General features: G+C 50.4%; 13 protein-coding genes. All 13 read left to right on the forward strand.

Annotated elements, in window-relative coordinates:
* Positions 1–115: 115 nt before the first annotated feature.
* The 13 genes from B160_RS0115170 to B160_RS0115245 all read left to right on the forward strand — a co-directional run bounded on the left by B160_RS0115170 (position 116) and on the right by B160_RS0115245 (position 26061).
* Positions 116–3040 (forward strand): glycosyl hydrolase, encoded by a 2925-nt coding sequence (locus tag B160_RS0115170; protein WP_018628781.1) that lies wholly within the window; start codon positions 116–118, stop codon positions 3038–3040.
* 4 nt (positions 3041–3044) lie between these two features.
* Positions 3045–4031 carry a family 43 glycosylhydrolase gene (locus B160_RS0115175; protein ID WP_018628782.1) on the forward strand — a complete coding sequence of 329 codons (987 nt, stop codon included), beginning with the start codon at positions 3045–3047 and terminating at the stop codon, positions 4029–4031.
* Positions 4032–4044: 13 nt separating this feature from the next.
* On the forward strand, positions 4045–5682 hold the full coding sequence (locus B160_RS0115180; RefSeq protein WP_018628783.1) for a glycoside hydrolase family 28 protein: 1638 nt from the start codon (positions 4045–4047) through the stop codon (positions 5680–5682).
* 20 nt (positions 5683–5702) lie between these two features.
* A complete protein-coding gene (locus B160_RS0115185; protein WP_040679985.1) occupies positions 5703–6821 on the forward strand; it encodes a glycoside hydrolase family protein in 1119 nt (372 codons plus the stop codon).
* Positions 6822–6919: 98 nt separating this feature from the next.
* The gene (locus B160_RS0115190; protein WP_040679986.1) at positions 6920–9769 is read left to right on the forward strand and encodes a glycoside hydrolase family 2 protein; all 2850 of its coding nucleotides are present in this window, start codon (positions 6920–6922) and stop codon (positions 9767–9769) included.
* 116 nt (positions 9770–9885) lie between these two features.
* Positions 9886–10821 carry a glycoside hydrolase family 43 protein gene (locus B160_RS0115195; RefSeq protein ID WP_018628786.1) on the forward strand — a complete coding sequence of 312 codons (936 nt, stop codon included), beginning with the start codon at positions 9886–9888 and terminating at the stop codon, positions 10819–10821.
* 121 nt (positions 10822–10942) lie between these two features.
* Entirely contained in the window at positions 10943–11731 is a 789-nt protein-coding gene (locus tag B160_RS0115200) for a rhamnogalacturonan acetylesterase (protein WP_018628787.1), read from the forward strand.
* 934 nt (positions 11732–12665) lie between these two features.
* Positions 12666–14864 carry a fasciclin domain-containing protein gene (locus B160_RS0115220; protein ID WP_018628791.1) on the forward strand — a complete coding sequence of 733 codons (2199 nt, stop codon included), beginning with the start codon at positions 12666–12668 and terminating at the stop codon, positions 14862–14864.
* Positions 14865–14880: 16 nt separating this feature from the next.
* Positions 14881–18129: a SusC/RagA family TonB-linked outer membrane protein gene (locus B160_RS0115225; RefSeq protein WP_018628792.1), complete on the forward strand. Its 3249-nt coding sequence runs from the start codon at positions 14881–14883 to the stop codon at positions 18127–18129.
* A gap of 10 nt (positions 18130–18139) precedes the next feature.
* Positions 18140–19612 carry a RagB/SusD family nutrient uptake outer membrane protein gene (locus B160_RS0115230; RefSeq protein WP_018628793.1) on the forward strand — a complete coding sequence of 491 codons (1473 nt, stop codon included), beginning with the start codon at positions 18140–18142 and terminating at the stop codon, positions 19610–19612.
* A gap of 7 nt (positions 19613–19619) precedes the next feature.
* Complete coding sequence (locus B160_RS0115235) at positions 19620–21419, forward strand: fasciclin domain-containing protein (protein WP_018628794.1); 1800 nt, start codon at positions 19620–19622, stop codon at positions 21417–21419.
* 46 nt (positions 21420–21465) lie between these two features.
* A complete protein-coding gene (locus B160_RS0115240) occupies positions 21466–22869 on the forward strand; it encodes a fasciclin domain-containing protein (RefSeq protein WP_169540082.1) in 1404 nt (467 codons plus the stop codon).
* 9 nt (positions 22870–22878) lie between these two features.
* Complete coding sequence (locus tag B160_RS0115245; protein WP_051107180.1) at positions 22879–26061, forward strand: SusC/RagA family TonB-linked outer membrane protein; 3183 nt, start codon at positions 22879–22881, stop codon at positions 26059–26061.
* The last annotated feature ends 8 nt before the right edge of the window (positions 26062–26069 follow it).

A 26069-nucleotide genomic window follows, 5' to 3' on the forward strand; every position in this document is an offset into this window, starting at 1 on the left:
GTAAACGAACTATGCAAACGATTGCGTAAATAAACCTTAATTTTCAGGACGGTACAGGACAGGGAGGGAGCCGTTAAACTCTATTTTTGAAGCATTGTCATACGGAAGTTGACGGTTGAGCAGACTGCTGGCGGAAATGGCTTCCTGTCAGAAGGACCAGGGGCGCATCGGCTCCGATATTATGAACGATAAAATGTCGATTTTGAGAACCGGTTTTCTTATCAGGGCAGCGCTTGTAACGGGCGGGAGCCTTTTTATGTTTTTAGCTAAGGCGCAGATCAGCTGGCCACAGATCACACAAACGCAGAAGCCCTGGACGCGCTGGTGGTGGGAAGGCAGCGCTGTGAACAAAGAAGGGCTTACCTGGAACCTTGAACAATACCGGAAAGCCGGCATTGGCGGCACCGAGATCACGCCGATCTATGGGATCCATGGCGAGGAGCAACATTTTACCCGCTTCCTGTCGCCCCGGTGGATGGAATGGTTTTCCCATACCCTGAAGGAAAGTAAGCGCCTGGGATTGGGGGTAGACCTGGCCAATGGAACCGGCTGGCCCTTTGGTGGTCCCTGGGTAAAAGATGCGGACGCCAGCAAATCGGTATATTACAAGACCTATTCCCTCAGCGGGGGGCAGCGGTTGCAGGAGCCCGTCGTGTACATCCGGGAAGGGTTTGTGCGTACTGCCAATAACCGGCCGGCAAAACCGGACGCTATAAAAAACCCTGTTTCCGAAAATGAAAACCTGCAGGGGCTGGCCCTCGACCAGGTCCAGTTTGCAGGAAAACTGCCGTTAAAAGCCCTGATCGCTTACCCGGCAAAAGGTACACCGGTGAACCTCATCTCCAGGGTGGATACTACGGGCCGGTTGAACTGGACGGCTCCTGTCGGTACAAATAACTGGACACTCTATGCATTGTTTGAAGGGTTGCATGGTAAAATGGTGGAGCGGGCGGCGCCGGGAGGTGAAGGTTATGCGATTGACCATTTTTCCCGTCAGGCGGCAGTGAACTATTTTAAACGCTTTGATGAAGCGTTTAAAGGAACGGACATCCGTTACCTGCGCTCCTTTTTTAACGACTCTTATGAGGTAGATGATGCACGCGGTCAGGCCAACTGGACACCAGATTTTTTTAAGGAATTTCAAAAACGGAAAGGCTATGATCTGCGTACCGAATTGCCGGCTCTTTTTGGCAGGGACAATGCCGACAAAAACAGCCGGGTGATCTATGACTACCGGTCGGTGATCGACAGGTTGTTGCTGGAGCACTTTACCTGGGAATGGAAAACATGGGCCAAGGGGAAGGGAAAACTGCTGCGGAACCAGAGCCACGGATCGCCCGCCAATACGCTGGACCTGTACAGCGTGGTAGACATTCCGGAAACAGAAGGCAACGACATCCTGCGGTTTAAATTTGCAGCTTCCGCCGCTCATGTTACGGGCAAGCCCCTGGTTTCTTCAGAGTCGGCTACCTGGCTGAATGAACATTTTCTGTCATCCTGGGGAGATGTGAAAAAAGCCATCGATCTGTATTTCCTGGGAGGGGTGAATCATATCTTCTATCATGGTACGGAATACTCGCCCAAAGAGGCTGCCTGGCCGGGCTGGCTGTTTTATGCGGCGGTACATTTTCAGCCCACCAATCCGCAGTGGAAAGATTTTCATGCCCTGAACCGCTATATTGCCCGTGTACAGAGTTTTTTACAGCGTGGAAAGCCGGACAATGATCTTTTGCTGTATTACCCGATCATCGATCGCTATTCAGAGCCGGGCAGCGCCTTGCTGCAACATTTTGACGGGATGGAGAAGAACTTTGGCAACACCGATTTTGAGCATATTGCGCAGGAGATGGTGGAAAAAGGATATAGCTTCGATTTCTTCTCAGACCGGCAGTTGCAGCAGTTCCGGTATGCATCCGGCAATATCATCAGCGGGGGTAATTCCTATAGATCCATACTGCTGCCTGCCAATAAATTCATTACTGATGAGAGCCTTGACAAGATACTGGCTCTTGCGAACGCGGGGGCGAGAATACTCGTGTATAAAGCGCTTCCCAAAGATGTTCCGGGGCTTGGCGGGCTGGCAACGCGCCGGAAAAAGCTGTCGGTGCTGACCAGCCGGCTCCGCTTTACCGGCCAGGGGAATATCCGGAAAGCGGTTGTGGGCAAGGGCACCGTTTGGCTGAGCGATGACCTGGAAGCCCTGCTGCAGGCGGGTGCGGTACGGCGCGAGAAACCGGGCGATCCGGACATTTACATTCTGCGGCGCAAACAGGCGGATGGTCATGTTTATTTTATCAACAATCGCACGGATGCAGACGTGGAAGAGTGGATCACCCTGAATGGCGACGCCGCCTCGGTGGCATTGTTTGATGCGATGAGCGGCGAAAAGGGGCTGGCGGCCTGGCGCAAAAAAGATGGCGTCCTTGAGGTGCAGGTGCAATTGCAGCCACAGGCTTCGCTGCTGATCCGGACATTTGATACCATAAAGAAAGGGGAGCCCTTTCCATATAAAAATAAAGCAGGTGCGGCAACCGCCATTGAGGGGAACTGGACGCTCGATTTCCTGGAAGGAGGTCCGGCCATACCGGCATCAAGAACGGTAAGATCGCTGGGGTCCTGGACGGATGCGGGCGGACAGGAAGTAAAGGACTTCTCGGGTACCGCTAAATATACCCTCTATTTTGACAAGCCGGGTAATGCAGCCCGGTACCTGCTAAACCTGGGCAAAGTGCATGAAACCGCTGAAGTATTCCTGAACGGCAAAAGCATGGCAACGCTCATCGGCCCATCCTTTACCACGGTGATCCCTGCTGCTGCCTTCCAGTTAAAGAACAACAGGTTGGAGATCGTGGTGGCCAGCCTGATGGCCAACCGGATCGCTTATATGGACCGTCATCGGCTGCCCTGGAAAATATTTTACAATACGAATATGCCGGCAAGATTAAAGGAAAATGTAAAGGACGGTCTGTTCAATGCGGCACACTGGAAACCATTGCCCTCGGGCCTTTTGGGGCCTGTTACGCTTACCCCTTTAAAATAAAAGCATGCAGCGTCTCGTGCCCGTATATTTTTTGCTATTGTTTGCGTTGGGTGCCGGTGCGCAGCCACAGGCCGCGCCCAGGCCCTTGTACGATGACCCGGTATATCATGGTGCGGCAGATCCTGTAATCGTTTATAACCAGCAGCGAAAAAAATGGTGGATGTTCTATACCAATCGCCGGGCCTCCGTGCCGGACTCGACCGTACAGTGGGTGCACGGTACACGCATCGGTATTGCAGAAAGCAGCGATGGCCGTAAATGGAGCTATGTAGATACGGCAGACATCCGGTACCGCCCCGATGCCGGTTATACCTTCTGGGCGCCGGAGATCATCATGGATAAAGGAATGTATCACCTGTATCTTACTTATGTGCCGGGTACATTCCGTACCTGGAGCCATCCCCGGCAGATCGTACACCTGACCAGCAGGGACCTCCTTCACTGGGAGTACCAGTCGGTGCTATCGCTGGTGAGCGGTCGCGTGATCGATGCATCAGTGTATAAGGTCAGGGATGGGCTGTGGCGTATGTGGTACAACAATGAAAAAGATGGTAAATCCATTTATTATGCAGAGAGCAATGATCTGTATCACTGGCAGGACCGGGGAAAAGCCATTGCAACCCGGGGCGAGGGGCCTAAAGTATTTCGCTGGAAGGGACGGTATTTTATGATCGTGGATGCATGGAAAGGAATGGAGGTCTTTTCGGGCAGCGACCTGATGCATTGGGAAAAACAGCCGGAAAGGATCCTGGAACATCCTGGCAGTGGGACGGATGATCAGGCGATCGGTGGTCATTGCGATGTGGTCGTAAACCAGAACCGGGCCTATGTTTTTTATTTTACGCATCCCGGCCGGAGAAAAGACCTGCCCGCAGCCCGGTACTCTTTTGAAGATAAGCGGAGCGTGATACAGGTAGCAGAACTGAAGTATAAAGATGGTGTGATCATCTGCGACCGAAATGAGCAGGTGATCATTCATTTAAAACCCTGAACCCGTCGAAGGAATGAGCATATTTAAAAGGATAAAAAAAACAAGGACCTGTCTGCCGGTCAATAGCCCCGGCCTTTTCTTTTTGTGGCTTGCGGCGGCAATGGTTTCCTGTACTGCGCAAAAAAAAGGAGCTGTTGCATCCGGTGAAACGGTATCGGACGGGGAAGTAGGCGCAGCCCATCTCCCGTACGCGATCGCGCCCATCAGCGCACCTTTTCCGATGCAGCAACTGAAGCGGCCGGTCTTTCCTGCATATTCTGTTAACATCAGGGCTGCCGGGGCCCGGACGGGTACAAAAATAACCGGCCTGATCCAGCAGGCGATCGATGAGGTAAGCCGGAAGGGAGGAGGAACGGTCGTGGTTCCCAAAGGCAACTGGCTTACCGGTCGCATCGTTTTAAAGAGCCATGTAAACCTCCATCTTGAGGAAGGGGCCGTTCTTTATTTTAGCGGAGCAATAGAAGATTACCGGCCGGCGGTCTTTACAAGGATCGAAGGGGTGGAGGTAATGTCCCTGGGGGCCTGCATTTATGCAAACGGGCAGGAAAACATTGCGGTTACCGGAAAAGGAAAACTGGTTGGCCCGGATAGCAGTGGTACGGTACGCAAACAGATCATGACCACAATGGACATTGCAGCTTTTGCACCCTATACACTGCCGGTTTCCAAAAGAGTATATGAAGGATATAACGGGGCACCTGTTTTACCCCCCATGTTCATTTCGCCCATCAATTGCAGGGAGGTCCTGATCGAAGGGGTCACACTTGAGAACACGGCCTTCTGGAATATTGTACCTATTTACTGTGATGGAGTTATCATACGCGGCGTAACGGTGCACTCGGTGGGCATACCCCGGGGTGATGGCATCGATATCGAATCCTCCAGGAACGTGTTGATCGAATATTGTACGTTGAGCACCGGCGATGATTGCTTTACGATTAAGGCGGGCCGGGGAGCGGATGGATTGCGGGTGAACCGGCCTTCGGAAAATATTGTGGTCCGTAACTGCCTGGCTATTGAAGGACATGGCGGCATTACCTGTGGCAGCGAAACCGCGGGCATGATCCGGAATCTATATGTGACCAATTGTGTTTTTGAAAATACGCGCACAGCCATACGGTTTAAAACAAGACGGCCGCGGGGCGGAGGCGGGGAGTATTTGTATTATAACGGCATTCATATAAAAAATGCTCGGTACGTTTTTGAATGGGATATGCTGGGCAGTGCGCAACACGTGGGCGCCCTGGCCGGCCGGCTGCCGTTAAAAAAAGCCGATAAGCTGACACCGGTCTACCGGAATATTACAGCAAGGAATATCAGCGTGGACCGGGCAACACAGCTGGTAAAAGCAACAGCGCTGCCCGAAAGCCCTTTGAAGAATGTAAGGATAGAGCAGATAGACGCCAAAACGGACCGGCTGTTTGATGCCGCGGATGTGGATGGCTTTACGGTCAGGAATGCGGTACTGGAAGCCAGGGATCCCCTGATCCGGGCGTTGGACAGCCGGGATATTTTGTTTGAGCATGTATTGTTTAAGGTGCCGGGTAATAAGGTGATACCGCAGATTTCCGGTCCAAAGGCCATGCCCATATTGTTTAAGGACTGTGATCCGCCAGGGCCCGGACAAATGCAACAGGGAAAAAAGCGTTGATCAAATCAAATATGATGACCATGTATAAAGGAATTTTTTTTGGGGGCGCAGCACTGATGGTGGGCTTGCTCATGAACCAGGCAGATGCTTTTGCCCAGGACAAAAATGCCGCGCAAAAAGAACGACACAGAGAAAAAAAAGTATTGAAAATGATTTCCGAACATGACGGACCTGTTATTGGCATACATCATCCGGATGTAACGGCAACAGACAACCGGGCAGGTTTTGAAACCGGTCATGTGGTCAAGCTGAATGGTACGTATCATATGTTCGTAAATGAAATGTTTCAACGTCCGCACAGGGACCTGCGCATTGCTTACTGGACCAGCACGGATGCCGCTCACTGGAAACGCCAGTCAACGGTTGTGAACAGCATTCCCGGAAGAACGCCGGATAATCCGCGTTCAGAAGTGTGGGTGAATGCCGTCGTATTTAATGAAGAAGAAAATGCATGGAATATTTTTTATGTAGCATACCGGGCGGGCGACAGTACCCGGGGGGAGATCGCCGGCAATGATTATGAAGGAAGGATCTGGAGAGCGCGCTCGGTAAAAAAAGGACGCGCCGGTATTGCGGGGCCCTATGCCGACATGGGGATCATGCTGCAGCCCGGGAACGAATCCCAGTCCTGGGAGGGGCAGCAGGCCGTGGCTTCCTTTTTTCCGTACAAGGCAGGCCATACCTGGTACGCGCTATACGACGGTCACAACCATATTCCCAAAACGGGCTGGCCCACCGGTATGGCCTATGCGTCAAAGCTGGAAGGCCCCTGGGAACGGTTTCCGGAAGGTCTTAATCCGGTTGAGCTGGCAGATGTGTTTACGGAAAATGAAGTGGTGTTGCAGCTAAAAGATGGCCGCTACCTGATGGTGTTTGATTCTTTTGGCGACCAGGAAATCGGGTACAGTATTTCCGGCGACGGGGTGCATTGGAGCAGGGAAACCCGGGTGAAAATTCAGGCCGGAAAGAATATATGGGCAGAGGCAGGCGATCATTATACCCGCACGCCCCTTTGTGCCATTGAAGAGGAGGATGGCACATTTACCGTAATGTATACGGCCCGCGGCAAATTTGGAGATAAGAACTTTTATGCGGTAGGCAAATGCTCACTGGCATGGGAAAAAGAAGAAGGCCGTTAATGCCCGGGTGTAGAATGATATAAATGAATATGAAGATTGTGCAACGATTGCAGGCAAAATCCCTGAGGGTTTTGAGGCTTAAATATAAAACAACAGCTGTGAAAAGAATAATTGCAGGAATTACCGCGCTGGTCCTTACGGGGATGGTCAGCGCACAAACCAGCCAGATCCAATATCTGTCCGGAACGGGCAGTGATCAAACAGTTGCATGGGATTTTTATTGTACCGGCGGACGGAACAGCGGCTACTGGACAAAGATACCGGTGCCTTCATGCTGGGAGCAGCAGGGCTTTGGGGCGTATAACTATGGGCGCGATTACAAAACCTATGGAAAGAATTTTCGCTTTGCGGATGAAAAAGGAATGTATCGGTATGCTTTCAATGTGCCGGCTTCCTGGAAAGGCAAAGAAGTTTTTGTAGTGTTTGAAGGCAGCATGACCGATACGGAAGTAAAGATCAATGGAAAAAAAGCCGGCGACACGCACCGCGGTGCCTTTTACCAATTTAAATACCGGATCACTGATAAATTAATCTTTGGCGGCAAGAATCTACTGGAGGCTACCGTAAGCAAAATGTCGTCCGACCGGACGGTAAATAATGCAGAGCGCCTGGCAGATTACTGGATCTTCGGCGGCATTTTCCGGCCGGTGTACCTGGAGGCATTACCCAAAGAGTATATGGAGGGGGTGGCGATCGATGCAAAAGCTGATGGGAGCTTCGGGATGATGGCCCGGCTAAAGAATATTGCCGCTGAAAAAAAGGTGACGGCGGATATCCTGAACGCGAAGGGAGCGGTACTGGCAACGGCAACGGCGGTCGTTAATAAAGGCGATTCGCTGGTAGAGCTGCGTACGAAGGTGAAGGACCCTCTGCTGTGGACCAGCGAAACGCCCCATCTTTATAAAGTCAATGTTTATCTGAAAGCGCAGGGCAAAACGGTACATCAGCTGACCGAGCGTTTTGGTTTCCGCACGATAGAGGTACGGCATGGGGATGGCATTTATATCAATGGCGTGCAGGTGAAAATGAAGGGCGTGAACCGCCACTGCTGGTGGCCGGAAACGGGAAGGACGCTGAACGACAGTCTGCAGCTGGTGGATGTACAGCTTATCAGGGAAATGAATATGAACGCCGTGCGCTGTTCGCATTACCCGCCGGACCGGCGCTTCCTGGAGCTATGCGATTCCATTGGCCTGTATGTACTGGATGAGCTGGCCGGCTGGCAGAAGGCATACAGCACGGAGGCCGGAAAACCACTGGTAAAAGAAATGGTGCAGCGGGATCTGAATCATCCGTCCATCATTTTTTGGGATAACGGCAATGAAGGCGGCACCAACAAAGAACTGGATGCTGAATTTTACCGCTGGGATTATTCCAGGCGTCCCGTCATTCATCCCCATCACCGGCCGGGAAACGCATTCAATGGCATCGACTGCAATCACTATGAAGATTATTACAGTACCAAAACAATACTAGCGGACAGTCTTATTTACATGCCCACCGAATTTTTACATGCGCAGGATGACGGAGGGGCCGCATCTGGTATGTATGATTTCTGGGAGCTGCACTGGAATGCAAAAAGAAGCGGCGGCGGTTTCATCTGGGCATTTGTGGACGAGGGTGTGGTGCGTACCGACATGAACCGGATCATTGATGCCAACGGGCTCAATGCCAATGATGGTATCCTGGGGCCGCACCGGGAGAAAGAAGGCAGCTTTTATGCGCTGCGCGAAATCTTTTCACCGGTACGGATCGCCATGAAAACCCTGCCCCAAAATTTTAACGGCGAAATTGAAATGGAGAACCGCTATCATTTTACAAACCTGGATGCAGTAACCTACAATTGGGCACTGGTGGATTTTTACAAACCATTTGACCAGATGAACAGCGGATCGGTGATAAGAAAAAAAGGAACGGCAACAGCCCCGTCAATAAAACCGCTGCAAAAGGGAGTATTGAGGCTGGAGCTTCCGGCTGGCTTCCGGCAATATAATGCGTTGCAACTGCAGGCGGTAGATTCGCAGGGCAGGGAGCTTTACAAATGGACCTGGAAGCTGCAGGACAATACCTCCCTTCTGAAAACGACCTGGGGCAGGGATCAGTTTGAAACTTCGGCGACGGAAACCGATTCGGTGATCACGCTTGCCACGGGTGGCCTGCAGGTGCTGCTGGATAAACATACCGGTATGCTGACCGGTATTAAAAATAAAATTACGGGTTTGGATAACCTGTCCTTTAAGAACGGACCGGTGCCGGTAAAAGGCGATGCCGTGCTTAAGGAAGTAAAAGTAGACAAGGGAGCCGAACCATCTGTAACGTTTGACTATGCCGGCAATATGAAGTCAGTGCGCTGGCAGGTATTGAAAAACGGCTGGGTACGCCTGGACTATGCATACGAAATGGACGGAAGCCAGCCTTTTGCCGGTGTCAGCTTTGATTACCCGGAAAATTATATTCTCGCCGCCCGGTGGCTGGGCAAGGGGCCATACCGGCAATGGAAGAACCGGACGCACGGCACACCCGTAAATGTATGGCAGAACTTTTATAACAACACAAAGACCGGTTACTGGCCCATGGTATATCCTGAGTTTAAAGGCTATTACGGAGATGTCACCTGGATGGAGTTCAGTACCGTGGAGGGCAGGTTCTACGTGGCCTCGGAGCAGCCGGGATTAAATATACGGTTGTTTGATTTTTATGGACTGAGCGGCGTGCCGCCGTTTCCTCAATTGCCTCCTGGAGATATCTCTTTTCTGGATGCCATACCACCGATGGGCAGCAAACTGGCATTGGGCGTAAACCGCAATACCGCTTCACTGGGTCCTCAAAGCGAGCTGGCAAAAATAAACGGCCCGGTAAAAAGAACCTTGTATTTTTACTTCGGTCTGCCAAAGATCAGCGATGCCCGGGAACAGTACAGCCGGCCGAAATTGGATAATGTATTTTAATGAAGGTGAAACGGGAATTTGTGATGAAGGACCGGTTAAGAAGTGCAGGATCCCGGGGCACGGGACAGACCGGCCGCAACCCTTATTGCTTAATGTGCCTGATTAAAACTTAAATAGTGAAAAAATATTTTGTCATCCTGCTGCTTATCGTTACCCGGCTTTCGGCGCAGGACAGCAGCGTGTACCTGTTTTGTTATTTTAAAGACAACGGCCAGGATGGGCTGCACCTGGCTTACAGCAGGGACGGGTACCAATGGACGGCGCTTGGGAAGGACCACTCGTTTCTAAAACCTGCCGCCGGTAAAGATAAGCTGATGCGTGACCCCTGTATCATTAAAGGACCGGATGGCTTATTTCATATGGTATGGACCGTCAGCTGGAATGAAAAAGGGATCGGCTATGCCGCTTCAAAAGACCTGGTGCACTGGAGCCCGCAGCGCTATATTCCGTTGATGGAGCATGAAAACGCGCTGAACTGCTGGGCGCCCGAGATCAATTATGATGCGCAAAGCGAGCGCTACATGATCTATTGGGCAACCACCATTCCCGGAAAGTTTCCCGGAACGGATGCATCCGGGGACGGCCGGTACAATCACCGCATGTATTACGTGTTTACAAAAGACTTCAAAACCTTTTCAAAGCCGGAGCTATTGTACAATAAAGGATTTACAGTGATCGATGCCACCATAAAGGAAGCGAACGGGCAGTACATCATGTTCCTCAAAGATGAAACGAAACTGCCGGCACCGCAAAAGAATATCCGCATTGCAACCAGCCGCTATATACATAAAGGATATGGCGCTCCTTCCGGCCCCATAACAGGCGGCTACTGGGCAGAGGGGCCAACGGTATTGCGGCGCGGCGGGGAATGGACCGTTTACTTCGACAAATACCGCGATCGCAGGTACGGGGCTGTCCGGTCGACCGATCTGAAAAACTGGACGGATATTTCGGATAAGATCCGTATGCCGGATGGGTTGCGCCACGGTACCGTTTTTACCATTACCCAGAAAGAATTTGAAACCTTTTTTAAAGAAGATCATTCCCGGTAGGGACTGCGCTGCAAAATGAGCGAATCCATAATGAGCATCCAATCCCATTCCGGCATACACAGGGTGGCTTCCAAAGCCGATTGGCGCGAGTAAGCACTGATAGCTGTAAAAAAATAAAAATATGAAATTCATAAAGTATGGCCTTTTTGCCGCCGGTATTGCCCTGTTCTCTTTTTCTTATCTGAAGCCAAAGCCCGTGTTGTACATCATTGGTGATTCTACAGTTAAGAACGGAAGCGGCAGGGGAGCGGATGCGCTCTGGGGCTGGGGAAGCCTGATGGCCCCCCGTTTTGATACAACGAAAATAGACGTGCAGAACCACGCCATTGGCGGCCGGAGCAGCCGCACTTTTATTACGGATGGCCGGTGGGACAGGATTTTGGCAACCCTCAAAAAGGGCGATTATGTGCTCATACAGTTCGGGCATAACGACAGCAGCCCGCTCGACGACACGGCCAGGGCACGCGGAACCATCAGGGGGATCGGGGATGAATATAAAGAAATCTTTAACCCCATTCGAAAGGTGAAGGAAACCGTATATACTTACGGGTATTATATGCGCAAATTTGTAACCGATGCAAAAGCCCGGGGTGCTATACCGGTTATTTGCTCACCGGTACCCCGTAATAATTTTAAGGACGGAAAGGTAAGGCGGGGCGATCAGGATTATGGGCTTTGGGCAAAACAGGTGGCCGTGCAAACGGGCGCGTACTTCATTGATCTGAACCAGCGCATTGCTGATCAATATGACCGGATGGGCGCTGAAGCGGTTGATGAATTTTTTCCGAAGGATCACACCCATCCCAACCTTCAGGGTTCCACGCTGAATGCAGCCATGGTAGTTGCCGGCATCCGGGAATTAAAGAACTGTGACCTGAAGCTGTTTTTGAAAGCCGGCGTTTCCCCATAAAAAAATAATGGCGGTCCTGTTAAATGGTTTGTGGAGACACAAACCTTGGCCCGCGCCCTGGGGCAGTATCCTCATTGCCCGGCCCATAAATTGATAAAAATAATTTTGATGCCGGTTCATTATAAGTCTGCATTTGAGGTCGAAATGGACCGGAATGAAAATGAGAGGCCCTTCTGTTTTAAACCACAGGGAATACGCGAGGATTTTGCCAGGGATGCCAGGATATTCGGCTGTAACCTTCTCCCATTGCGGTTTTCGTAGGTCCTCTGCGCCCCTCGCGGTTCGATTTTAAGCTTTCGATGTTTGCCATTGAAGCTCAGAAATACAGATATTTTTATATCGCAGCTATGTTCTGGTCGCCATTTCAAACAGTCCAGAAAGCCGGGATCTCAGTATATGCTGAATTTCAGGTTTCAGTGACGGACCCGGCCCATAACCTGATGGCTATGCTGTCCTCGGTGGCCGGACAATATATTTAAAAAGATCATTTTAATACGGATCGTTATCAGACAAGGTTTCTCCAAACCGGGAACTGCAAAAGTTGTCGACAGTTTGATATCGCGCTGTTTTTGATACTGATTTTTCAAAAAAAAATCAGAGCCGGTGCACGCTTTTTTGAAGCAGGAATCGGCCTTTTTTCAAAAGAAAAGCTGCGAAATTAATGTAAAGCAATTCATACTGAGTAGAATAGTAAATTTTTACAAGCATATAAAAAGATAAGACAAGAAAAAAGGCTATGCAAACGTTTGCGTAAAAAGTTGCCGTTAAGCAGGATGCATCAGGACGGTTAGAGATGACGACCCTGTTAATTTTGAAATCAGTTAAGCTTGCCGTATAGATAATTGCTGATACTGCTTGATTTAAATTTTAACTAACAAACGGGTACCCTTAGAAAAGATGGTTCAAAAGAATCACTGTATAACTGTTGCATAGTATGAATAAATTACGTTTTTTGTTGATCGCCTTGCCGTTTTTTGCCGCATGTAATAAAAAAGCATTTGACGAATATTACCAAAGACCGGAGTGGCTGGCCCAACCCATTTACCAGCAACTGGATTCCATGGGGAATTTTAAGAATTTCCTGGCCTGTATCGAAAAGGCAGGGTATAAGAATACCCTTGGATCGGGAGGCTCCTGGACGGTGTTTGCGCCCACGGACGAAGCGTTTGGTAAGTTCCTGAAAGAACAGGGGATCGCCGATGTAAGCGAGATCAATGCTGCCCTGGCCGGGAAGATCGTGAGGACATCGATGGTTTATGATGCCGAGCGGCTGGAGAAATTGAGCGATAACTTTTCTGCCCGCGGATGGGTGCCGGGCGTGGCTTTCAGAAGAAGAACGGTTTATTACGATTTTGTAGAAACGGACACAATCGGTGATGGCAAAACAATAAAGATCATTTCAACAAACCGCCGCCCGGGTGTAGCCTACGTTCCATCTGATTACAACAATAAGCACATCAGCTATTTCTTTAAGGATTATATGAGCAGCAGGAGCCTGGGTGCGGCAGACTATAACGCATTTTTTCCCGGTACAGAGTACACCGGTCTGAATATAGCAGATGCAAAGATCGACCCCGATCGTAGTAATATCCTTGCAGAGAATGGTTATATCCACATTGTGGACAAAGTATTGCTGCCGCAGAAAAGTATGGAGCAGTACCTGCGTGAAAGGCCGGAATACAGCACGTTTAAAGGGATCCTGGATCTGTATGCAACCTATACGTACAATGCGGATGTATCGCACCGGTACGAAGTGCTTACGGGAAAGGCGGACAGCGTATTTACAAAAGGCTACCTGGATCTGGGGCTGGCATTGAACAATGAGAACTATGCTAAGGACGACGCCAACGATGCACAGGTAAATAATTTTTCGATAACCGTTCCGGATAATGCGGCAGTGGCCGATTATGCACAGCGCGTGCTGCTTCGGTATTATCCTGCCGGAACCACGCTGAAAGATGTTTTTTATAATAACAGCACGATCCTGACGGAGTTTGTAAATGCGCACCTGTACAATACCCAGCTATGGCCCTCCCGGTTCAATGTCGAACAGAACTTCCAGGGAGAGAAACCAAAGGTGTCCACGGCAAATATCCGGGAAACAAAGCTGCTGAGCAATGGCGCGTTCTATGGCATCAATGCATGCCAGAGCGCCAATGTATTTCAATCAGTATATGCGAATGTGCTGCTGGATCCCAAATACCGGCTTACGCAAATTGCGCTGCAGCGCATGGGCCTGCATCTTACCTTAAAGATCCCGACCATACGGTACATGATGATACTGGTTGCCGACGACGAACTGCACCGGATGGGCTTTGAATACGATGCCTATAATACAACAGATCCGATCAGGTTTAACGGCGGAAACGGAAGTCCTGCAATGGCTGCATTCCTGACCCTGAATATTATCCCTCTGGACAATGATCCCATACCGGATTTAAGCGGCAGGGGCATACTGGAAAGTTATACCGGCGAGTATGTGAAGTATGACAATTTTAAAATGTATTCGAGCGGTACCATGGACAGTGTGGTGAAATATGCGGCGGTTGATTCGGTTTATACCGGGGCCGGCCTGTCGGCATCTTTGAATGGCGTGGTGGTTTATACCAACAAAGCGCTCCGGACCTCTGCAACGAATATTGCTGATTTCTTCAAATCGATCGGCGCTGAAACAGCCACGTCGCCCTTTTACCGGTTTTTTCAATACCTGGTTAATACCGATATGTACTCGGCCAGTGACGGGAAGATCAATGGTATCGAACTGGGGTTGAATTATACGATGCTGGTCCCCAACAATGCGGCCATTGCACAGGCCGTTACCAATGGCGATCTGCCGACGTCCACCAAGCCAGGCGACCAGGCAAGCAAGGACCGGGTCAAGCGGTTCATACAGTACCATATCCTGAAGAACTCTTTTGCGATCGATGGGAAAAAAACAGGCCTGTTTGAAACATTGTGCCGGAATATTGAAGGGGAGGCCCAATCGGTGACGGTGGTCCTGAACCAGCCGGACCAGCTGGCGGTGCAGGATAACCTGGGTAATGTAGTGAATGCCGATGTTGTCAACAGCAACCTGCTGGGACAAAGGACCCTGGTGCATTCATTAAACGGATATTTAAAAAACGGGCTTTAACCGGACTGTACATATTATGAGAAAAATTTTTGTATTTATCTGCTTTGCTGTTTTCTTCGGCAACCTGGCCCCCCTGCGGGCGCAGGATCAAAATGATTTGCTAACCGGTAAGGTAACCGATAAAGGAGACAACCAGCCTGTTGAAGCGGCCACCGTAACACTTATGGATAAGGACGAAAGGACTGTTTCCTCGACCACAACGGATGTGGAAGGGAATTTCAGTCTGAAGATCACGCAAAAAGGATTAAGGCTGAGCATCTCGCATACGGCCTATAAGAGCCCGCGGCCGGTCGTCATCGGCAACCTGAACACGATCAATGTGGCGCTGGAATCCAAAGCCAACAGTATGGATGAGGTGGTGGTCGTTGCGGAAAAAACAATCGATGATGGCAGTGGCATGGGACTATCCAAGGCGAGATCTACATCGGCGGTCTCATCCATCAATATGAAAGAGCTGGAGGAGATGCAGGCGGCTTCGCTGGACCAGGCGCTGCAGGGAAGGCTGGCCGGTGTGGACATCAGTACGGTTTCCGGCGATCCCGGTGCCGGCATGCAGATCCGGATCAGGGGTACCTCCTCATTGAACGGCGCGTCGGACCCTTTGATCGTGGTAGACGGTATGCCCTACGATATTACCATCCCGGAGGATTTTAACTTTGCTACTTCCGATGATAATGCCTATGGGCAGCTGCTGAATATTGCGCCCTCTGATATCCGGGAGATAACGGTATTGAAAGACGCCGCCGCCACAGCGATCTGGGGATCGAGAGCCGCTAACGGCGTACTGATCATTACCACCAAAAGAGGCAGCGTGGGTAAGCCCTCCCTGAGCTACAATTTCAAGGGCTCCATTTCCCGGCAGCCCAAACCCATCCCGATGCTGAACGGCGACCAGTACACCACGCTGTTGCTGGAGGAATACTACAACGCGGGAAAATTGTTCTCGCTGTCGGAGAATGCGCAGCAGTTCCAGTACGACCCCAACAATACCTATACCTATTTCAACTACAGCAATAATACCGACTGGATCGGGGCCATTACGCAAACAGGATATTTCCAGGACCACAACATGCAGATCAGGGGCGGAGGGGAGAAAGCCCGGTATCTGGCTTCCCTGGGCTATTTTAACCAGAAGGGTGTTACCAAAGGTACCGGTACCAACCGGCTTTCTGCACGGGTAAACCTGGATTACCTGGTTTCTCAACGGATCACTTTCCAGTCGGACGTTTCTTATTCGCATGTTGATAACGATATGTTGTACCACACCAATGTAAGGGATGTGGCTTATCGTAAAATGCCCAACCAGGCCGTTTGGGAATATGACGAGTACGGCCGGCTTACCGGTAACCTCTTCAGTCCCGTGAGCACCGCCCAGGGTACCTATTCCGGCACGTACAATCCGCTTTCAATGGTCACCTATGCAACCAGTAAGCAGCTGGGCGATGTGGTAACCTCGCGGTTCAACCTGAAATATAAGCTGATCCCCCGCCTGCTTGAATTGAACAGTAATGTATCCTTTAACATCAATAACAATAAATCGAAGAACTTTTTGCCGCAGTTAGCCACGGGAAGGCCTTTTACAGAAAGCGCGGTGAATAAGACCTCCGATAATGATTATGATCGTTTTTCGATGGATACCAAAACAAACCTGCTGTTTACGCCGCGGTTAGGAGAAGATCACCTGTTTACCGGTAACCTTTCTTTTCAGACATCCGAAACAAGATATACCATTCAGGGCCTCAGTTCTACCAATACCGCATCTTCGTTCCTGCAGGATCCCAGTATCCCGTCCCGGACGCTGACCGGATCGGCCCGCTCTTCCACCACGCAATCGAGGGCTATCGGCGCTTTGGTGCAGGGAAACTACGTGTTTAAGAACCGTTACATTTTTGCGGCCAGTTTAAGAGGCGACGGCAGCTCCCGTTTCGGACCGGAGAACCGGTACGGGCTTTTCCCGGCTATATCCGGCGCCTGGCGCCTGGGGCAGGAGAATTTTATCAGGCGGATCAAATTTATTGACGATATAAAGTTCCGCGCAAGCTGGGGAAGAAGCGGTAATGCGCCCAGAAGCGACTACAGCTACATTAATGTGTACAATACTTATGACTATGCCTACCTGGGCGAGAACGGGGTCTATTCCTCCAATATAGAACTTTCGGATCTGAAATGGGAAACGGTAACCCAGCAGAACCTCGGGTTGGATATAGAACTGTTCCAGGGTCGGCTAAGCTTTGGCGGTGAGCTGTATAAAAGGAGGACCACCGATCTGATGATGAACAAGATCCAGATCGCCAGTTATAACGGCTTCAATTCGCTGACGATGAACGTGGGCTCCATGGACAATGACGGCTGGGAAGCAAGCTTCTATTACAACCCTGTTCGTACCAAAAGGTGGAATGTCAGCATCAATTTCAATATAGCTCATAATGAGAATGTGATCCGCGAAATTTCGCCGCTATACCCAAGGGAGAATGCCAGAAGCGCGCTCAAGAACAAATCGTTCTTTACGTATTTGCAGGAAGACAACCCCTTTGGATCCTTCTATGGATTTCGCTACCAGGGTGTGTATAAGGATGTGGCCGCCACCGTTGCAAAGGACGCGCAGGGCAACGCGATTATCGGACCAGACGGGGAAACCATTTATATGCGGTTTAACTACCCTGCGGTGGATTATATTTTTCAGCCGGGTGATGCCATGTATGAAGACATCAACCATGATGGTGTGATCGACCAGAAAGACATAGTGTATTTGGGCAACAGCAACCCGAAGCTCACCGGCGGGTTCGGGTTTTCGGCCAGTTATAACCAGCGCTTGAAGCTGAGTGCATTTTTTAACTACCGGCAGGGACTGGATATCATCAATGGTACCAAGATGAATACCTCGGATATGCTCGGATACAATAACCAGAGCACCGCTGTTTTAAGAAGGTGGAGGAATGAAGGCGATGTAACAGATATACCGAGGGCTTTATACGGGACGGGCTATAATTCCCTCGGATCGAGCCGGTATGTGGAAGATGCTTCGTTCCTGCGGCTGAGAAGCCTGACGCTGAAGTATGATTTTGATAAAACGATTTTAAAACGATTGGGCATTAACAGCCTGGGAACCTATATTACCGTGGAAAATTTATGGACCTATACCAAATACACGGGGCAGGACCCGGACGTGGGTGTCCGTATCAAAGATGCCTTTTCCACGCTGATCGATTATTCAATGACGCCGCCGCTAAAAACAGTGACATTGGGTATTTCCATTATGTTTTAAAAACCAGTATATGCAAAAGATTTATTTGATTATAGGTATCGTCATAATAGCTGCCGGAATGAGCTCCTGCAAAAAATGGCTGGATCTTCAGCCGCAGGATGGCATTACCAAGGCGGAATTCTGGAAGACCAAAGAAGATGTCCGCGCGGCCCTTATGGGCATTTATTCTTCGCTGAACGAAGGCGGTGTCGAAGAGCGGATCTTTATTTGGGGAGAGCTAAGGGGCGATATGGTCATCCCTACTTCTACCGCTTCGGATGATGACCGTTTTGTGAAAAATATGAATATCCTCAGCACCAATGATATCTCCGATTGGAGCGCGCTGTACGGGGCGATCAATAACTGCAACCTCCTGATCGACTTTGCCAAGGATGCCCGAGCTTTAGATCCCACCTTTACAGAAGACCTGTATAACTCCTACCTGGGCGAAGCGCTGACCATCCGGAGCCTGCTGTACTTTTACCTGGTGCGGACCTTCCGGGACATTCCCCTGAAGCTGAAGGGCTCCTACAAGGATACTGACGTACAGCCAACGCCCCAGGCTACCGCCCAGCAGGTGATCGGTCAGCTGATCTCCGATCTGACAACGGCGCAGGGGCTGGTGCCCGATTATCATGAGCCGCCGGCGCAGGGAAATAATGTAACGGAAAGCCCCGTGAATAAAGGCCGGATCACAAAACCGGGAGTCACCGCTTTGCTGGCCGATGTGTATTTATGGAACGAGGAGTATGATAAGGCTGCCGCAGAAGCCGACAAGATCCTGGCAACGAACCGCTACCGGTTACAGGGAAAGGCTACCCTGTCCATATTCAGTTCCAGCACCAGCGAAACGATCTTTGAGATCAGCCATAAAGACTCACGGGAAAGCCCGATGTATGCCTTGGTGATCAACAGCAAAAAACCTTTTGCAGTGGACAACGTATTTGTCAATGCAGACGTTTTTACGCCCAACCTCCAGGGTGATCTTGATGCCCGGGACAGCCGGGGCGAACAGTTCCTTTTTGCTTCTGACGGATCCATTATCAAATACGGCATCGAAAACCCGAGCTATTATAATTTCCAGGTGTACCGGATCTCTGATGTAATGCTTATAAAGGCGGAAGCTGCTGCCCAGTTGGGAAGAGGCGCGGAAGCACTGGTGATTTTAAATGACCTGAGAACGGCCCGCGGTGCTTTAGCAGCTACCAACCGGGAGGTTGATGAGGCAGACACCGATGATATTGTACGCTTCGTTATTGAAGAGCGCGCCCGGGAGCTGGCCTTTGAAGGAAAGCGCTGGTTTGATCTGTTGCGGCTTGCTAAAAAGGACAATTACAGCAACCTGGACGTACTGGTAGACCTGGTATCCAGAACGGCCGACGTGTCGGTAAAACAATCGGCCATCAACAAGATAAAAGATGTCAACAGTCACTACCTGCCGGTACTGGAAACAGAACTTTTCAAAGATCCCACGTTAAAACAAAATCCTTTTTACACAAAATAGTATGGGTATGAAAAAGCATAAACATTTTATTCTGCAGATCCCATTGCTGTTGGGGCTTTTTTGCCTCTGCTGTCTTTCCTGCAATAAACAGGTATTCAGGGAAACCACCACAGATGAGGTGAACATCACGGGCTACCTCGACGAGCATCCGGAGTCTTATTCCCTCTTATCCGAGATATTGATCCGGGCCAGGGCTTCGGGATACCTGGGCGCCTATGGCACCTACACGCTTTTTGCTCCGGACAACGAGGCCATCACTAAATGGGTTGCCGCTAACGGCAAAGCTTCGCTGGATGATTTCAGGGACGCCGAGCTGGATTCCTTTGTACGATATCATGTCATCAGGGATACGGTGGGATCGCTGCGCTTTACGGATGGTAAAATAAAAACGCCGACACTCTTTGGAGAATTTTTATACACCGATGTGGCCAATGGCGTTTTTAGAGTGAACAAGCGCGCACAGATCATCCGGTCAAATATCCGTTGTGGCAATGGCATTATCCATGCCATCAACGAAGCGTTAACGCCGCCCCGGCAGAGTCTGGCAGAGCTGATCGCCGGTAATCCCCGTTATACCATTTTTGCGGAGGCATTAAGAGCCACCGGCTTTTATGATACCCTGTACTATAAAAGGGGTACAGAGGTGCCCGCAGAAAAGCGTTTTCAAACGGCCATCGTTGAATCAGATTCGGTTTTTCAGGCGGCGGGTATCATGAATTTTGAGGATCTGAAGCAACGGTTCTCCAAAACCGGTGATCCAAAAAACCACAGCGACAGCTTATGGCTGTATGTGGCCTACCATCTCAGCAACAGCGGCAATTACCTGGAAGACATAGCCTCCCTGTCATCCCTCTATACGTTAGCTCCCAAAGAGATCCTCAGCACGAAACTGGCCGGAACAAGGGTGCTTTTAAATGACGATGTGTTCAATGGTGTGTACGAGCCGGGCGCGGAGCTGAACCGGGTAGAAAGTGACGTGACGGCGGTGAACGGTGTGCTTCATGAGAGCCTCCAGATGTTTGCCATTAAAGTAAGGCAGCAGGTACCCGTTTATTTTGATCTGGCCACTTCGCCCGAACTGCTGACGGGGCTGGGCGCTGCTTACCGGAATAAGAGCACCCCGCTGGTGGTGAATGGCGAATCCATTGCCAGCTCCATTTCATATGAGAAAATGGACGTGATCACCATTGGATCCAATACGTATAATTTTAGCGCCAGTCTCGAAACAAAACGTCCCTATGCCAACGGCGATATGCTTGGTCTGCAGATGTGCTCCAATAATGCCAACCGCGTAAAGTATGTGGATTTTAAAACCCCTTATCTCGTAAAAGGAAGATACAAGGTTTGGGTATGCTATGCACAGAACGGGAACGGTCCCCAGCTGCAGGTGATCTTTAATCCGGGCAGAACGGACGAGCAAACACTGCCCAATATCGTATTCCTGAACCAAAGCCTTTCCGCATCGGGCGTTTCCAACCTGGCAGACCCTAATGCAGACAACCTGATGCTGGCCCAGGGATATAAAAGGTATATGGCAACAACGGGAGACTACAATGCAAACGGAGTTACCGGGGGGATCAAGCCAAAGACCGGCAGCGAGGCTTCGCTGAACGTGGGCCGGCTGGCCGGTGTGATCAACGTGGAAACTACGGACCGGCACACCGTACGCCTGCTGGCCATCGGAGGCACGTGCAAATCCAATGCCATCTATCTGGATATGGTCCATTTTATACCGGCCGATGATCCGGAGCAGATCTATCCGCGGTTTCACCAGCTTCCGGGCGAATTATTTTACAGGCCTCAATAAATTAATGATGATGAATAGTGTACCGAAATATTCCTTTTTCCTTTTTGTGCTTTTTTGTACATGCAGTTTTTCCTGTACGCATAAATGGGACGATCATGTGGGCATTGCCGATCCGGCATCGCAAAAGACCTTATACGACGTGATCCGTGCGGCGCCTGAGTTTTCCGGATTTATGGACCTGGTGGACCGGTCCGGCTATGCCGGCGATCTGAAATCTTCCCGGAATTTTACGGTGATCGTTCCGACCAATGAGGCGATCGGGGAGGCAAAGACAGCATATGATTTTAACGATTCTGCTGTAGTCCGGAGCTTTGTGGGGTACCATATCATCAATTCGGTGTACAATGTAAATGAAGCTTCGGACACGATCCGTGCAAAGAACCTGCGGAATAAATACGTCGAGTTCACCCACGGTAATTTTGACGGGGTACCGGCGCTGAAGAAGAACATCGTAGCGGCAAACGGCCTGTATCATGTAGTAGGTACCTCCTTAAAGCCGCTGGCAAATATCTATAACCTGGTCAGCACAACGTTTCCTGCTACGGCCCAGGTGAACAATGTGCTGCTGATGGATACCACCAGTTACCAGAACTGGCTCAGTGAGATCAAACGGCCGATGACCACGGAAAACAGTAAGTATACCTATTTTGTGGTAGATGATGATTATTTTAATGCCGAGTACGACCGGCTGCGCCCTTTTTATCATACGCATTATGATGAAGCTGCAGGTGCTCCGGCAGACAGCACCACCTCGTTCTTTACCAGAAAAGCATTGCTGAGAGACTTTATTGTGGCGGGGGCGGTAACGATCGGGGATCAGGTCACCCACCTGGTTTCAGTGTCCGGTACTGCCTTTTCAATAGATCCGGCAGATATCCTGTCGCGCCATAAAGCCAGCAACGGCGTTGTTTACCGGGTAAAAAAGCAGCTTTGCTCCCTGCAGGACCGGATCAGGGAATTTAAAGTCATGGGCAATCAGCCCTCAGGATATAAACAGAGCGGCAAGAGCGGGAACATCTATTTCAGGGTAAAGAAAGATACCCTGGGTAATCTGTATAACGATGTGGAGATCCGCGGGCATGGCGTTAGTGCGTTTTATGCAAAATACCGGGCTGCAAATGCAAATACGGTAACCTACAAAGTATATGGGCGGGCCATCATGGGGCTTACAGGTGATCCTCAGACAGATGATTTTACCCAGTATGTGCACTTTTTTGATCCGTCGATCGAGTCGGTGAATGAAGCGGATCTCTATAAGCGGCCGGTGGTGAATGACCAGGGGGCAAACGATGTCCGGATGCCCTGGTCCGTTACGCTCCTCAATCATGACGAGGTCTATTTAGGGGAAGTGACCCAGAATGAATTTGGCAACATGCGGTTGCTGGTCATGGCCAACGGCACCGGTCCCATTATTTTAGAGTACCTGCGTTTTGTTCCTGTAATACAATAACCAAAACCAATGATGATTAAGAGCTATATAATAAGAATAGGAATGGTCCTGCTGCCGGCGATCCTGACAGGGAGCGATCTTTATGGCCAGGTAAAAAAAGGGGCCCCAGCCACCCCGGCGGTTGCCGGGGCGGCCGTGATAAAGATCAGCGGCAGGGTATTGGACAGCAGGTCCGGATTGCCCATGAGAGGCGCAAGGGTCACTTATGGAAAATCCATCGCGCGGCTTACCGATTCCACCGGCACTTTTGTACTGGACCTGCCGGACCGGAATGCGCTGATCGAAGTGTCGATGGACGGTTATACGGCCAAACAGGTACCGGTGCTGGCCGGTAAGGAATGCCTGGTAACGCTTTACCCGGATGATTACCATTCGTTCTATGAAAAAACGAACACGGTTTTTGGCGACAACGGGGTGCTGAAAACAACGGGGGCGGTGGAAAAATACGACTGGAACCCCTGGGAGCAGAACTCGGAGACCGTAGACAGTTACCTGCAGGGCAAATTTTCGGGTGTATCGGTTGTCCGGAAATCAGGAACGCCATCCATCGGCGCCGATGTACAGATCCGCAACTTTGGTTCCTTATATACCAATAACCAGCCGCTTTACATTGTGGATGGGGTGGTGTATAACGCAGAGATGCATAGTCCTTCCATTACGACCGGGCATGAGAACAACGCGCTGCAGAATATCGACATACGGGATATTCAGGATGTGACCATTCTTAAGGACGCCATTGCCGCATCCATCTATGGAGCGCGTGCGGCCAACGGGGTGGTCGTGATCAATACGAACCACACACATGAGCTGGCCACCCGGATCGATCTGCAATTGTCCACCGGCGTCAATGCGGTTCCCCGGCAGCTGCCCCTGCTGAATGCCTATAATTACCGCAGCTATCTGAACGATGTTCTGGCCACTTCCTCCTATACCGGGGAGGAAATAGCGGCAATGCCGTTTAATAACGACAATCCGTCGTTTGCCGCATATGCAGCGTATCACAACAACACCAACTGGCAGCAGCAGGTGCTTAAAAGCAGCGTGGATAAAAACCTGTTCCTGCGTGTTACCGGCGGCGATGATATAGCAAAATATGCCCTTTCGATCGGGTATAACAACGAAAGGGGGATCATTAATAACACACAGCAGGATAAATATACCGCCCGTTTCAATGGCGACATGAACCTTACGGAGAAGCTCACAGCGCAAACCAATATCTCACTGGGTTATGGCCAGCAGCAGCTCAAGGACCAGGGCATATCGCCCCTGACCAACCCGCTGTTCCTGGGGCTTGTAAAATCGCCCCTGCTGCATCCCAATGAATTGTCAAATGATGGCAAGGTATCGCCCAATTATGCAGAAGCGGATTGGTTTGGTTATTCCAACCCCCTGCAGCTGATCTACAATGGGCTCAATAATAAAAAGGCGTACCGGTTCCTGGGGTCGGTCGTTTTCAATTATCAATTCAATGATCGTTTTCATTTGAGCAACCTTACAGCGGTAACCTACGATAAAGCGCAGGAAGATTTTTTTGTTCCCAAGAAAGGTGTAGCCCGGGATACGATCAACAATATGGAAGTATTCAGCAGGCTGGGCGCCCAGGTGGCCCGGTATTATTCCATTTCCAACGATCTGCGCCTTGGATATGACCGGGACCTGGGCAGGGAAAGCAATCTGCAGGCCATTGCAGGCCTGAGGTACCACCGGCATGATGCAGAGCAGGATTATGCCCTTGGCTTTAATTCCGCTACGGATCAGCTGATCACCATTGGTAATTCAACGGCATCTTCAAGAGTGTATGGCGGTCATATCGGCAAATGGGTGAACCTGACGGGCTATGCCCTGGCCAACCTTACGTTGCGGAACCGGTACCTGGTCAGCGGATCGGTGGGTATTGACGGGTCTTCGCGGTTTGGCGATAAAGTAGCTAACGGGCTGAAGGTCTCCGGCAAGGCATACGGTGTCTTTCCCGCGGTGGGCCTGGGCTGGATCCTTTCAAACGAAGATTTTTTAAAAGGCAATTCCCTGCTGAACCTGTTCAAGCTCAGAGTGAGCTATGGATTGACCGGCAATGATGATATCGGAAATTACCGGGCGCGGCAAAACTATGTATCGCAAAACTTCCTTGGGGTACAGGGCCTGGTGCGCGAGGGCGCTTCCAATCCCTGGCTGCAATGGGAAACCGTGCTGAAAGCCAATGCCGGGGCAGATCTTTCCTTCTTCCGCGAGCGGCTGAATATCAGCATCGATGTATATCAGAACACGACAAAGGATATGCTGGTGTACAACAGGGGAAATGCGGTTTCCGGGATCGGCTATTATCTGTATAACAACGGGGAAATGAAAAATACAGGATTGGACCTGAGCGTTTTTGGCAGGCTGCTGGATGGCCGTGTAAAATGGGATGCCGGTTTGTCGCTGGGCAAATACAGGAACAGGATCACTTCCGTTCCGGAAACGATCTTCACAGAATTTGCAGGCGCTACCTATATCACTGAGAACGGATCCCCCGCCAATACTTTTTACGGGTTTAAATATGAAGGAGTGTACAGCACCCAGGCGGAAGCAAATGCTGCCGGCCTGGGTATCCTGGATATTGCCGGTAACAAAATACCCTTCAATGCCGGTGATGCGAAGTTTAAAGATAAAAATAACGACGGCATCATCGACAATAACGACCGCTATGTGCTGGGGAGTCCCATTCCCGATCTCTTTGGCGGCATGAATCATACCGTGGCGTATAAAAGATGGAGCCTGAATGCCCTGTTTACGTTCAGTGCAGGCAATGAAGTGTACAATTATACAAGAGCACAGCTGGAGTCCGGGAAAGCGTTTTATAACCAGACGGACCTGATGCTGAACCGCTGGAAGGCCGAGGGGCAGGTGACCAACGTTCCGAAGGCGACCTATGGCGATCCGATGGGCAATGCCCGCTTCTCCGACCGGTGGATCGAAGACGGATCTTACCTGCGCTTAAGACAATTATCGCTGGAATACGATTTGGAGGTGAACCGGCAGCTGGTCAAATACATACGGATCTATGGCACCGCCAATAACCTGTTCACGGTTTCCAGGTATCTGGGCTTTGATCCGGAGTTTGCCATGTCCAACGACGTGTTTCACCAGGGCGTGGATGTGACCCTGGAACCCATCTTTAAATCATACCAAATAGGCATACGCCTGGGATTATAAAATTATGA

The sequence above is a fragment of the Niabella aurantiaca DSM 17617 genome (assembly GCF_000374125.1).
Taxonomy (GTDB): Bacteria; Bacteroidota; Bacteroidia; order Chitinophagales; family Chitinophagaceae; genus Niabella; species Niabella aurantiaca.